Annotated in this window: 15 protein-coding genes and 2 riboswitches; of the genes, 12 read left to right on the top strand and 3 right to left on the bottom strand. The window is 61.9% G+C overall.

The features are described 5' to 3' along the window. Positions 1 to 11: 11 nt before the first annotated feature. Positions 12 to 1,049, bottom strand: a complete 1,038-nt coding sequence (gene cobW, locus OHD58_RS22225; protein ID WP_263805678.1) for a cobalamin biosynthesis protein CobW — start codon at positions 1,047 to 1,049, stop codon at positions 12 to 14. Then, entirely contained in the window at positions 1,046 to 1,474 is a 429-nt protein-coding gene (locus OHD58_RS22230; protein ID WP_263805679.1) for a DUF1636 family protein, read from the bottom strand. The genes cobW and OHD58_RS22230 overlap by 4 nt, the downstream gene beginning before the upstream one ends. Before the next feature lie 110 nt (positions 1,475 to 1,584). Continuing rightward, a riboswitch (cobalamin riboswitch) is annotated at positions 1,585 to 1,791 on the bottom strand. Between the two features lie 62 nt (positions 1,792 to 1,853). After that, positions 1,854 to 2,048, top strand: a riboswitch (cobalamin riboswitch). Between the two features lie 36 nt (positions 2,049 to 2,084). Here OHD58_RS22230 and OHD58_RS22235 point away from each other — a divergent pair. Genes OHD58_RS22235 through cobO form a run of 4 tightly spaced genes read left to right on the top strand, consistent with a single transcriptional unit; the run spans position 2,085 to position 4,161 of the window. Next, positions 2,085 to 2,264 carry a CbtB domain-containing protein gene (locus OHD58_RS22235; RefSeq protein ID WP_263805681.1) on the top strand — a complete coding sequence of 60 codons (180 nt, stop codon included), beginning with the start codon at positions 2,085 to 2,087 and terminating at the stop codon, positions 2,262 to 2,264. A gap of 14 nt (positions 2,265 to 2,278) precedes the next feature. Beyond that, on the top strand, positions 2,279 to 3,040 hold the full coding sequence (locus OHD58_RS22240) for a CbtA family protein (RefSeq protein WP_263805683.1): 762 nt from the start codon (positions 2,279 to 2,281) through the stop codon (positions 3,038 to 3,040). Further along, positions 3,033 to 3,548 (top strand): bifunctional adenosylcobinamide kinase/adenosylcobinamide-phosphate guanylyltransferase, encoded by a 516-nt coding sequence (gene cobU, locus OHD58_RS22245; protein ID WP_263805684.1) that lies wholly within the window; start codon positions 3,033 to 3,035, stop codon positions 3,546 to 3,548. The genes OHD58_RS22240 and cobU overlap by 8 nt, the downstream gene beginning before the upstream one ends. 1 nt (position 3,549) lies before the next feature. Then, a complete protein-coding gene (gene cobO, locus OHD58_RS22250; protein ID WP_263805685.1) occupies positions 3,550 to 4,161 on the top strand; it encodes a cob(I)yrinic acid a,c-diamide adenosyltransferase in 612 nt (203 codons plus the stop codon). A gap of 20 nt (positions 4,162 to 4,181) precedes the next feature. On the opposite strand, the gene cbiB is transcribed toward cobO, so the two are convergent. Beyond that, the gene (gene cbiB / locus OHD58_RS22255) at positions 4,182 to 5,147 is read right to left on the bottom strand and encodes an adenosylcobinamide-phosphate synthase CbiB (protein ID WP_263805686.1); all 966 of its coding nucleotides are present in this window, start codon (positions 5,145 to 5,147) and stop codon (positions 4,182 to 4,184) included. Between cbiB and cobD the strand changes: the two genes are divergently transcribed. From cobD to OHD58_RS22295, 8 genes are all read left to right on the top strand, one after another. Next, complete coding sequence (gene cobD, locus OHD58_RS22260) at positions 5,146 to 6,180, top strand: threonine-phosphate decarboxylase CobD (protein WP_263805687.1); 1,035 nt, start codon at positions 5,146 to 5,148, stop codon at positions 6,178 to 6,180. The genes cbiB and cobD overlap by 2 nt on opposite strands. Positions 6,181 to 6,194: 14 nt before the next feature. Further along, positions 6,195 to 6,710 carry a tyrosine phosphatase family protein gene (locus tag OHD58_RS22265; protein WP_263805869.1) on the top strand — a complete coding sequence of 172 codons (516 nt, stop codon included), beginning with the start codon at positions 6,195 to 6,197 and terminating at the stop codon, positions 6,708 to 6,710. Positions 6,711 to 6,792: 82 nt separating this feature from the next. Next, positions 6,793 to 7,293, top strand: a complete 501-nt coding sequence (locus OHD58_RS22270) for an anthrone oxygenase family protein (RefSeq protein ID WP_263805690.1) — start codon at positions 6,793 to 6,795, stop codon at positions 7,291 to 7,293. A gap of 205 nt (positions 7,294 to 7,498) precedes the next feature. Continuing rightward, complete coding sequence (locus OHD58_RS22275; RefSeq protein ID WP_263805691.1) at positions 7,499 to 8,485, top strand: sulfate ABC transporter substrate-binding protein; 987 nt, start codon at positions 7,499 to 7,501, stop codon at positions 8,483 to 8,485. A gap of 81 nt (positions 8,486 to 8,566) precedes the next feature. Then, positions 8,567 to 9,388, top strand: coding sequence for a sulfate ABC transporter permease subunit CysT (gene cysT, locus OHD58_RS22280; RefSeq protein ID WP_263805694.1), 822 nt, complete (start codon positions 8,567 to 8,569; stop codon positions 9,386 to 9,388). 3 nt (positions 9,389 to 9,391) lie between these two features. Beyond that, entirely contained in the window at positions 9,392 to 10,285 is an 894-nt protein-coding gene (gene cysW / locus OHD58_RS22285) for a sulfate ABC transporter permease subunit CysW (protein WP_263805696.1), read from the top strand. Further along, the gene (locus OHD58_RS22290; RefSeq protein WP_263805698.1) at positions 10,282 to 11,316 is read left to right on the top strand and encodes a sulfate/molybdate ABC transporter ATP-binding protein; all 1,035 of its coding nucleotides are present in this window, start codon (positions 10,282 to 10,284) and stop codon (positions 11,314 to 11,316) included. The genes cysW and OHD58_RS22290 overlap by 4 nt, the downstream gene beginning before the upstream one ends. Positions 11,317 to 11,779: 463 nt before the next feature. Further along, positions 11,780 to 12,229, top strand: coding sequence for an RrF2 family transcriptional regulator (locus OHD58_RS22295; RefSeq protein WP_263805699.1), 450 nt, complete (start codon positions 11,780 to 11,782; stop codon positions 12,227 to 12,229). Positions 12,230 to 12,232 lie beyond the last annotated feature (3 nt).

Genomic DNA, 12,232 nt, shown 5'->3' on the forward strand with positions numbered 1-12,232 from the left:
AGTGCTCCCTGTCAGCTCGCAAGAATGCGTTCGATCGCCGGGCGATTCAATCCCTTCAGGCCAATCACCACGAGGCGGCTGCGGCGGTCTTCGCCCGGCTCCCAAGCGCGATCGAAATGATGGTTGACGCGCGGGCCGACGGCCTGGACGAGCAGCCGCATCGGCTTGCCTGCAACATCGACGAAACCTTTCACACGCAGCACGTTCTCAGCCTCAGCAGCTTCCGAAACCTTGCGGGCGAGATCGGCGGGTGCCGCGATCGACGGCAGTTCGATGACAAAACTGTCGAAATCGTCATGCTCATGATCGAGTTCGTCGTCATGATGCGTCTTGCGGTTTTCGATGTCGTCCTCGACGGCAAGGCCAAGGCCGAGCAATACCGACGGATCGATCTTGCCCTGGCTGGTCGGCACGATCTTCACCGCACGCGACAGATGTTCCGACACGATGGCGTAGGCGCGCTCATGGCCGGCAGCGTCCATCAGGTCGCTTTTCGACAGGATGATGAGATCGGCGCAGGCGACCTGATCCTCGAAGACTTCCTCGACCGGGTCGTCGTGGTCGAGCGAATCGTCTGCGGCGCGCTGCGCCTGGAGCGCGTCCATGTCGCTGGAAACGCGGCCTTCGGCCAGCGCGGGCCCATCGACAACCGCAATGACGCCATCCACCGTCACGCGGCTCTTCACCGAGGGCCACTGGAAGGCCTGGACCAGCGGCTTCGGCAGTGCGAGGCCGGAGGTCTCGATGAGAATGTGGTCGACCCGCGGCACGCGCGACAAGATCTGGTCGAGCGCCGGCACGAAATCATCGGCGACAGTGCAGCAGATGCAGCCATTGGCCAGTTCGACGATGTTTTCTTCCGGACAGGCATCGACGCCGCACCCCTTCAGGATATCGCCGTCGATGCCGACATCGCCGAACTCGTTGACGATGATGGCGAGGCGCTTGCCGGCAGCATTTTCGATGACATGTCGGAGCAGCGTGGTCTTTCCCGCACCGAGAAAGCCGGTGACGACAGTGCAGGGGACGCGTTCAGGCGATGCGGTCATTTTGTTTCTTTCGTCAGATCCAGGGGAGGGATACGGGCAATCAGCCCGCGTTTCAGACTGTCGGGCCGGCCACGCCACGGGATCAGCCCGTCCGTTGAGCCGGCAAAAAGATTGGCGCCGGCGACAAGGTCAGCGCCACTGTCCATCGCGAGGTCGCCGAACACGTAACTCCAGGCGCCGGGCTTGATGATCGCGGCACTCAGCCGCCGCTTGCAGTTGCCGAGACAGGAAACGGTGGCAACCCTGACGTACGAACCTTCGGCGGCACGGCATGTATCTGCGGCAAGGCTTTCGCCGGCGCGCGGATAGGCATCGGAGCCGGTCTCGTCGCGACAGCTCTCGCAGACGACGATCGTCACCGGTGCCGAATCGGCATTCGCCGCTTCGCTCGCTGGCTCATCCTCGGGGTTTACGCTGACGTCCAAACATTGCACTCCGTGGCCTGTGGCCAGATTATCGGGGTGCACGCAGGTGCGATGGCGAATCAACGCCTATCGCAAACCTGATTCCGACCCCAGGGCACCCCGCCCGGTTCCGGCATTGCTCGTTCGACGGCAGGTCTCCTGGCTTGCGGGTCACCGCCTTCTCCCGCCTTCCCGGAGACCAGTCTCCAGTGGCATTCGGTCGAGGCTCGTCGCTTACAGTTGCGGGGACAGCTGCGGATTGGAAACCAGGGTTTCGCACCGCATTCCCTCTTCGCCCTTCGCGTTGCCGTGAAGGGACCGTCGGCGACGCGAAATTACGCGTTCGCGGAGGGCGATGTCAACGCGGGGAAATTCGGTTTGCCGCCTGCTGAACTTCGTTTATAGTCGCACCGTCGTCGGTTTTCGATGAGAACCGAAAGAGGGAATGCGGTAAGAACCCAACTTCGAAGCCGCGGCTGCCCCCGCAACTGTATGCGGTTAGCTCCTCCCCAGGTGCCACTGGAGAAATCCGGGAAGGCGGGGAAGGAGTAGCGATCCGCAAGCCAGGAGACCTGCCGGCGACGAAACTTAATGCCAAGGGCCCTCGGGTGGAGGGCGAGAGGACAAGACCTTGACCACAACGATCCAAACAAACACCACCGCCGCATCATCGGCTTCGCGTGCTTTCCAGCTCAGCCTTTCGGCTCTGCTCGGCCTTTTCGTCATCGGCTTCGTCGGCTTCTCCCATATGGAGATCGCCCACAATGCCGCGCACGACTATCGCCATTCGATGGCGTTTCCCTGTCACTGACGAAAGCAAACATCATGACACTTTTTCGTAACGTCGTGTTCGTCGCGGCGATCGCCGGGCTTTTGGCTGGCATCGTGATGACGGCGATGCAAGCCTACGCCACCGTGCCGCTGATCCTGCAGGCGGAGACATTCGAGAATTCCGAGGCAGCCCCGGCGCATGACCACTCCGCCCCGGCTGACGCTGCAACAACCACCGAAGCCGCGGCGCCGGCTGCACATTCGCATGATCACGGTGAAGGAGCCTGGGCGCCCGCCGACGGCTTCGAGCGCTATGCCTATACGGCTGCCGCCAACATCGTGACAGCGATCGGTTTTGCGCTTGTTCTGGTCGCCGTATCCGAAGCTTTCGGAGGCATCGTCAACTGGCGCCAAGGTCTGTTCTGGGGCTTTGCCGGCTTTGCCGTGTTCACGCTTGCCCCCGGCCTTGGCCTGCCGCCGGAACTGCCGGCGATGCCGGCCGCCGATCTTGCTGCTCGTCAGGTCTGGTGGATCGGCACCGTCGCAGCGACGGCCATTGGTCTGGCACTCATCGCCTTTCGCAATTCGGTGCCGCTTGCAGTTGTCGGCCTCGTGTTGATCGTGGTGCCGCATATCATCGGCGCGCCGCAGCCGGAAAGCCATGAATCGCCGATACCGGAAAGCCTGCATCATCAGTTCGTGGTGGCGGCAACGATAACGAGCCTGATCTTCTGGGTGGTGCTCGGCGGCCTGGTCGGGCTGATCCGTGGCCGCTTCCTCGGATCGGAAACCGAACTGCAGCGCAGCTTTGCCTGACAATGGACGGCTGACCCTGCTGCTTGGCGGTGCGCGCTCCGGCAAGAGCACGCATGCAGAGCAACTGGTAACCGCTCATCCAGCGCCGTGGACCTACATCGCCACGGCGCAATCCTTCGATGCAGAGATGGATGAGCGCATTGCGCTGCATAGGGAGCGGCGTGCCGACGGCTGGGAAACCATCGAGGAGCCGCACGATCTCGCTGGTGCATTGGCCAACATCCCTGAGGGCAGGCCGGTCCTAGTCGACTGCCTGACCTTGTGGCTTACCAACCGGATGCTGGCGGAAGCCGATCTCGAAAAGGAATGTACGCAATTGGAAGCGGCTCTGACCGCGCCGCGCGGACCCTGGTTCGTCGTCAGCAACGAGGTCGGGCTGGGTATCGTGCCCGACAATGCGCTGGCCCGGCGCTTCCGCGACGCCGCCGGACGGCTTAACCAGCGCATCGCCGCCAAGGCAGACCGTGTGCTGTTCATGGTCGCCGGCCTTCCCATGCAGGTGAAATGACATGACCATCGACGACAAGGACAGCGAACGCCACCGGGCCAAGATGGCCAAGCGCAAGGCGGTTCAGGACAAGGAAGTCGCTGAAAAAACGATCGAAAAGGGCCTGTTGATCGTCAACACCGGGCCAGGCAAGGGAAAGACCACTGCTGCCTTAGGGCTCGCACTGCGCATGCTGGGTTACGGCAAGAAAGTTGGTGTCGTGCAGTTCATTAAGGGCGCCTGGCACACCGGCGAGAAGGACGCTTTCGCCGCTTTCGGCGAGCGTGTCGTCTGGCACACGATGGGCGAGGGTTTCACCTGGGAAACGCAGGATCTGGCGCGCGACATCGCGGCTGCCGAGCGCGCCTGGGCCAAAGCGCTGGAGTTGATGAGCGACCCGTCGATCAGCCTGATCGTGCTCGACGAACTGAACATAGCACTGCGCTACGACTACCTCGATCTTGGCAAGGTGGTCGACGCGCTGAAGGCGCGGCGAGCCGACCTGCATATCGTCGTCACCGGTCGCAACGCCAAGCCTGCACTGGTCGACGCCGCCGACCTGGTGACCGAAATGACGGTGGTGAAGCATCATTTTTCCGCCGGCGTAAAGGCCCAGCAAGGCATCGAGTTCTGATGTCCTGCCGTGCTCCCGCCTCAAGCGAGCAGGAACAGCGCCAGAAAGCCGAACAGACCCATCAGCAGCCAGTCGGCGAGGCGAAAGAGTTTCAGTGCAGCGCGGATATCCGCGGCACGCGCATCGCGCCTGCCACCCGCGCCCATCGTCGCGTCTTCGACCATGATGCCGCCATAGACGCGCGGACCGGCAAGCGCCAGGCCCAGCGCCCCGGCCATCGCCGCCTCCGGCCAGCCGGCATTCGGCGACCGGTGCTTTTTCGCGTCGCGCCAGACGGCACGCCAGGCGTTTTCAGCCGAAGCCCCGGAGACGAAAAACGCCGCGCAGACGATCAGCAATGCCGTCAGCCGCGAAGCCGGCAGATTGATCAGATCGTCGAAGCGTGCCGACGCCCAGCCGAAGTCCTCATGTTTTTCGGTGTAGTGGCCGATCATCGAGTCGGCCGTGTTGACGGCCTTGTAGGACGCCCCGCCGGCGAACCCACCGACGGCCAGCCAGAATGCCGGCGCAACGACACCGTCGGAAAAATTCTCGGCGAGACTTTCGATCGCTGCCCGGCTGACGCCAGCTTCGTCGAGCTGGTCGGGATCGCGTCCAACGATTTGCGAAACCGCGACACGGCCGGCTTCAAGGCTGCCGGTATCGAGTGCGTCGGCGACGGCGCCGACATGGCTTTGAAGGCTCTTCTGCGCCAGGAGGCAGCTTGCCGCGATTGCAGTGAAGGCAAAGCCGAACGGGAGGAGCGAAAATATGCCGGAGACCACGCCGGCGATTGTCACTGGAATAAGGATAATGACCGCCAGCGCAACAACCCCATTCAGCCGCCGGCGCGACGGGCGAAGGGACGGACGATTCAGACGGGCATCCAGCCAGGAGATCAGATTGCCGATCCACATCACCGGATGGCCGATTGCCTTCAGCAGCGGCTGGGGATAGCCGATGAAGCGTTCGATCAAAAGGGCGAGGAAGGCAACTAGGACTGACATGGTTTCCGAAGGCGACGGCAAAGCGGCGGTAACGGATCACGGCGGCAGCCTTGACCGCGCACGCGCGCTGTTTCCAGATGCGCCGCAGCCCTGGATCGACCTTTCGACCGGGATCAACCCGCACCCCTACCCGCTTTTCGAGCTGCCTGCCACCGCCTTTTCCAGACTGCCGGAACCCAGCCGCAACCGCGACCTGGCTCATGTCGCAGCCGCCGCCTATGGCGCGGCGTCCGCAAGCAACGTCATACCTGCACCGGGCACGCAAATCCTGCTGCCGCGCGTGGCTTCTCTGGTGCAACCAGGCCGCGCTGTCGTGCTCGGCCCGACCTACGCCGAACATCGCCGTGCCTGCGCCATAGCCGGACACGCCGTCGAAGAGACCGGCGATTTCGACAGGCTGGCGGAGGCCGACATCGCCGTCGTCGTCAACCCCAACAATCCGAGTGGACGCGTCGTTGCCCGGCAAGATCTGCTCGATCTTGCCAGCAGGCTCGCATCGCGCGGCGGACTGCTGGTGATCGACGAAGCGTTCATGGATGTCGGTCCGCTGCAGGAAAGTCTTGCGGGAGATGTCGAAGGCAGCGGCATCGTGGTCCTGAAGTCGTTCGGGAAGTTTTTCGGCCTTGCTGGAGTAAGGCTCGGTTTCGCCATCACCTCCTCGGAAACCGCGGCAAGACTGGATGACCAACTCGGGCCGTGGGCGGTCGCCGGTCCGGCGCTGGAAATCGGAATTCGCGCACTTGCCGACAAGCACTGGCAGGAGACCATGCGCCAACGGCTTGCGGAAGCGACGCTACGGCTTGACGCCCTGCTCTCTCACCACGACATTCCGGTGATGGGTGGCACCAGTCTCTTCCGTTACGCACACCTGCCCGCTGCCGGCAGTCTGTTCGAGGCGCTCGGCCGCCATGGAATACTTGTACGGAATTTTCTCGAGCGTCCGGACCATTTACGGTTCGGCCTGCCGGCGGACGAAACCGAATGGGACAGGATCGGCCAGGCGCTGAGAGCCTGGCGCGACGGCCAAATCTGAAAGAACCGGAAATGATGATCCATGTCTGCTCGTTGACCCGCCTTCATTCCACTGTGGCCGCCACTGGTGCGGGTCGCGTAGTCTCCCTTCTCAGTGCAGGCACTGCGGTCGAGCGGCCGCCCAGCATCGCCGAAGCCGACCATCTGCATCTCTCCATGCATGACATCATCGACGAACAGCCCGATCTGGTTTTGCCCGGACGCGCGCATGTCGAAAAGCTGCTGGAATTCGCCGCCGGCTGGGACCGGACGAGACCGCTGGTCGTGCATTGTTTTGCCGGCATCAGCCGCTCGACCGCGGCCGCCTACATAATCGCCGCTGCATTGTCGCCGGAACGCGATGAGACGGAACTTGCGCAGGCTCTGCGGAAAGCCTCACCGTCGGCAACACCCAATGCACGGCTGGTCGCCATCGCGGACGAACTGTTGGGACGTGATGGCAGGATGGTTTCAGCGATCACCTCGATCGGGCGCGGCGCAGACGCCATGGAGGGCATACCGTTCCTTCTCGAAATCACGCCCGCGGCGTAAGCCTTCGAAAGCAGGCCTGGAATTTCGGAACTCTCCTCCCGCAGCATCGTTTTCGAACAACTAAGGTGCCGGAGCCGCTCCGATGTTCGAAATACTGCAGATCGTCACGCTCCTGCTCGTCGCAATCGCGATGGCGCTATCAGTCGCCCATGCGCTGGAATTTCCCGGCAAGTTGCGGCTGTCCAGAGAGCATTACCTCGCCATCCAGCCGATCTATTATCCGGGTTTCACCATTGGTGGAGCAAGTGAGCCAGCCGGCATCGTCGCACTTCTCTTGCTTTGTTTCTTCACTCCAACCGGCACACCGCAGTTCTGGCTGACAGCCTGCGCGTTTGCCGCGCTTGCTTTTGCACATGCGATCTACTGGATGTTCACGCACCCGGTGAACAATTTCTGGCTGAAGGATTTTCAGCTGAAGAGGCTTGGCGCCGGGTTTTTCGGCATTGGAAACAGTGACCAAAAACAACAGGCCGAAATGCCCGAATGGACCGAACTGCGCGACCGTTGGGAATTTTCGCATGTCGCGCGCGCTTTGTTTTCGATGTTGAGTCTGGTGCTGTTGACGACAGCACTCGTTATCTGAGGCCGGGAAAATCTAGTCTTTCCGTTAGAAAGAAATTATCCGACCGTTCAAAGGTGGGAAATATTTTTCTCCAACCTCCAGTTAGCGATACGATTCTTCCAGCCGCACACTAAATCGAGGCAGCGGCGTACCTCGTGACCTGGCTGCCTTTCAGATTAGGTTTGAACAAGGCAATCCAAATTTCCAAATTGCGGGGACTTCCAGAATGAAACGCTTCTTGCTTATCGGCACGACGATCGCCGGGTTGTTGGCCGGGTCGGCCTCGGCCTGGTCTGCCGACAAGATACTCAACGCCTCCTATGACGTGGCGCGCGAACTGTTCGCCGATGTCAACAAGGGCTACATCGCCGCGCATCCGGGCGTAACCATCGACCAGTCGCACGCCGGCACCTCAAAACAGGCACGCGCCATCGTCGAGGGACTCGAGGCCGACGTCGTTACCTTCAACCAGATCACGGACATCGATTTCCTGGTCAAGAACGGCTTCGTCTCGGATGACTGGCAGAACGATTTCGCCAACAAGTCGTCGCCCTTCTACTCGCTGCCGTCGTTCCTGGTGCGCGCCGGCAACCCGAAGGGCATCAAGGACTGGAACGATCTCGTACGCGACGATGTCAAGGTGATCTTCCCCAATCCGAAGACATCCGGCAATGCGCGCTACACCTATCTCGCCGCCACTGCCTACGCGAAGGAAGCCTTCAACAACGACCCGGCGAAAGTCGCCGAGTTCGTGACCAAGATTTTCGACAATGTGCCAGTGTTCGACACGGGCGGCCGCGCCTCCACGACCACCTTCGTGGAGCGTGAAATCGGCGACGTGCTGATCACCTTCGAATCCGAAACCACCGGAATTCGCAAGGAATTCGGCGAGGACAAATTCGAATCCGTCACGCCGTCGGTCAGCCTGCTCGCCGAATTCCCGGTCGCCATCGTCGACAAGGTCGTCGACAAACGCGACTCTCGCGAGTTCGCCAAGTCGTATCTCGATTTCCTCTACACACCGGAGGGCCAGAAAATCGCGGCCGAACACGGCAACCGTGTCAACGACGAAGCGGTTGCGGCTGAATTCAAGGACAAGTTCCCGGAAATTCGGCTGGTGACCGTCGAGGACGTTTTCGGCGGTTGGCCAAAGGTGCAGGAGGAGCACTTCGCATCCGGCGGGCTGCTCGACCAGATCTTCGGCGAACGCTGACCGTTTTCGGAATAATCATTGTAGAACGGGAGGCTGCCGGTTAGACAGCCTCCCGTTCGGTTTTCGCAAAGGTGGTCATCGGTGGCACGCCGCGTTCTGCCCGGGCTGCCTCTGGCGCTCGGAATTACCCTCGTCTACGTGTCGATCATCGTCGTGCTGCCGCTCGGCGCGCTGATCTTCAAAGCGGCGAGCCTTGGTCCGGAGGACTACTGGCGCATCGTTTCGTCGGCCCGCGCCGTTGCAAGCTACCGTGTCACGGTGCTTTCCGCGCTTGCCGCCACTGCCTTCAATCTGGTGTTCGGCATGGCGCTCGCCTGGGTTCTGGTGCGCTACCGTTTTCCTGGCCGGCGTTTCATCGACGCGCTGGTCGACCTGCCTTTCGCGCTGCCCACCGCTGTCGCCGGCATCGCGCTGACCGCGCTGTTTGCTCCAAATGGCTGGTTCGGCTCGATCCTCGGTCTTGCGGGCATCAAGGTCGCCTATACACCGCTCGGCATCATGATCGCCATGAGCTTCACCAGCCTGCCCTTCATCGTGCGCACCGTGCAGCCTGTGCTGGAAGATCTCGACCCGGCGCTCGAGGAAGCGGCACAGTCACTCGGCGGCAGCGACGTTTCGATCTTCCTGCGCGTGATCCTGCCCCTGTTGGCGCCAGCACTGCTGGCCGGGCTCTCACTGTCATTCGCCCGCAGCCTCGGCGAATTCGGCGCGATCATCTTCATCGCCGGCAACCAGCCCATGGAAACCGAGATCACGGCGCTGCTCACCTTCATCAGGCTCGAGGAATACGACTACCAGGCAGCCGCGGCGGTCGCCTCGGTATTGCTGATTACCGCGTTCCTGATGCTCGCGATCACCAACATCCTGCAGGCACGCGCGCTGCGCTACACGGCGAGGGGCTGAGCCATGGCTGCCACCCGCTCCAAGAAACCACCGCGCGTCGGCGATCATCCAATCTTCCGCCTCGGCCTGCTGGCTGCGGTTCTGGTGCTGACTGCCCTTGTCGTCGTCGCGCCGCTGGTGGTCATCGGCGTCCAGGCATTTTCGGCCGGTGCCGATGTCTTCGTCGCAACGATCACCGATGCCGATACCCGGCATGCGATCTTCCTAACCGTCGCCACCGCGCTCATCGCGGTGCCGATCAACACGGTGTTTGGCGTTGCGGCCGCCTGGGCAATCACAAAATTCGATTTTACCGGCAAGCGCCTTCTCCTGATCGTCATCGAGATCCCGTTCTCGATCTCGCCGATCGTCGCCGGCGTCGCCTATCTTTTCGTCTATGGCCTGCAAGGGGTGTTCGGCCCGGCATTGGAAGCGGCCGAGATCAAGGTGCTCTTCGCTCTGCCCGGCATCGTGCTCGCCTCAATGTTCGTCACCGCCCCCTTCGTCGCACGCGAACTGATCCCGCTGATGCAGGCTCAGGGGCGCGACCTGGAGGAGGCCGCCACTTCGCTCGGCGCCAGCGGCTGGCGCACCTTCTTCTCGGTGACCTTGCCCAATGTTCGCTGGGCGCTGCTCTACGGCGTGGTGCTGTGCAATGCCCGCGTGATGGGCGAGTTCGGCGCCGTTTCGGTGGTGTCGGGCAACATCCGCGGCCAGACCAATACACTGCCGCTGCATGTCGAATTGCTCTATCACGACTACCAGACGGCAGGCGCCTTCGCGGCGGCCTCGATCCTGGCGCTGCTTGCCGTTGTCACCCTGTTCGCCAAGGTATTGCTCGAGCGGCAAGGCGCCGGGCGCGCCGGACGGCCGGCTCTCGCCGCCCCGCAAACCATCAAGACAGAGACTCTCACGTGAAAATCCGCCTCGACAATGTGATCAAGACATTCGACACGTTCCGCGCCGTGCATGGCGTTTCGCTCGAGATCGAGAGCGGCGAACTCCTGGCGTTGCTTGGCCCCTCCGGTTCCGGAAAGACGACAATCCTGCGCATGGTGGCAGGCCTCGAATTCGCCGATGGCGGCCACATCTTTTTCGGCGACGAAGACGCGACCGACATTCCCGTGCGCGACCGAGGCGTCGGCTTCGTCTTCCAGCACTACGCGCTGTTTCCCCACATGACGGTGGCGGAAAACATCGCCTTCGGGATGAAGGTTTCCAGGGTAAAGCGCGAGAAGGCAGCGATCGCGACGCGTGTCGAGGAATTGCTGCGGCTGGTTCGGCTGGAAGGCCTGGGTGGGCGCTTTCCATCGCAGATCTCCGGCGGCCAACGCCAGCGCGTGGCCTTGGCCAGGGCGCTTGCCGTCGATCCGAAGGTGCTGCTGCTCGACGAGCCGTTCGGGGCGTTGGACGCCAGCGTGCGGCGCGATCTGCGGCGCTGGCTGCGCGAAATCCACGACGAACTCGGTATCACCACGCTCTTCGTCACCCACGACCAGGAAGAGGCGCTCGACCTCGCCGACCGCGTGGTGATCCTCAACGAAGGCAGGATCGTCCAGCAGGGCACGCCGGAAGAGGTGTGCCGCGAGCCGAACTCGGCTTTTGTGGTCAGTTTCCTCGGCGACGCCAACCGGCTGCCGGCAAGTGTCTCGTCAGGCAGGGCCGATCTCGACGGTGCGCAGCTTGCCGCGCCCGAACTGGCCGACGGACCCGCGGAAGTCTATCTGCGCCCGGGAGATCTGGACTGGAGCACCACCGGCAGCGGCATTTCCGCGAGCGTCATCCGCGTCATCGACCGTCCCGATGCTCGACGTGTTCTTGTCCAGACCGAAAGTGGCCACGCGCTCGAACTCGATGTGCCCCCCGAGACCCGAGTGCAACCGAACGAACGCGGATTCGTCCAGATTCGCCGTGCGCGTATCTTCGCCAGGACAGCCGACCAAGCTTAGAACGTCCACAGCACCTCCTCGGAAGGTTGTTCTCCTGCGCGGTTCTCTTTCGGAACGCGCCCTCTCTAAACAGGCATCGAACAAGAAACCTGTTCCAAGGCAATCCGGCCAATGTCCACTAGTCTAGCGGAATGCGCGGAGGAGATTCACAGGGTGACCGTCACTTCGAAGGCTCTGTCGCTGCAATCTCGTATTGCCCGGAAGAACCGACTCGGCTGCCACATAATTCGTGGCGCTTATCGCCTCGAAGCATGGTCTTGCCGATCTTTGGCGAGAAACAGTGTCCAGCAGGACACGACGGCCTGAAAAGTGACGAAAAATCAACGAGTTTGGTCTTCTATATGATGTCGCTCGATTTCATTTCCGATAAATATGGCGACGCGGAAGGTGCGTTCCGCCATCATTTGCGCACAAACAGTCGCCACAGGCGTCCATATCGAACGCCATATGAACTGTCTCGGGCATGCTTACTAAAAAAGGCAAATACGGGCTCAAGGCCCTCGTCCATCTGTCGGAACTGCCGCAAGGTCAGCTCGCGTTCGTTAATGACATCGCGGTCGCCAACAATATTCCAAAGAAATTCCTCGACGCCATTCTGGGCGAATTGCGCAATGCCGGCTTCGTACAGAGCCGCAAGGGCAAGGACGGCGGCTATCGGCTCGCCCGACTGCCGGCCGATATCAAGATCGGACATGTCGTCCGTGTGCTCGATGGACCGCTCGCTCCCATTCCCTGCGCGAGCCGCACGCAGTATCAACCGTGTGAAGATTGCGATGAGGCCACATGCCAAGTCCGTCACATGATGCTGGAAGTGCGCCAGGCAATCGCCGAGGTGCTCGACAACCGCAGCCTCGCGCAGATGCGCGACGCCGCCAACGACGACGTGCTTGCCGGTATAAAGTACCAGATCTAGCCA

It is taken from the genome of Mesorhizobium sp. ZC-5 (genome assembly GCF_025753855.1).
Classification (GTDB): Bacteria; Pseudomonadota; Alphaproteobacteria; order Rhizobiales; family Rhizobiaceae; genus Neomesorhizobium.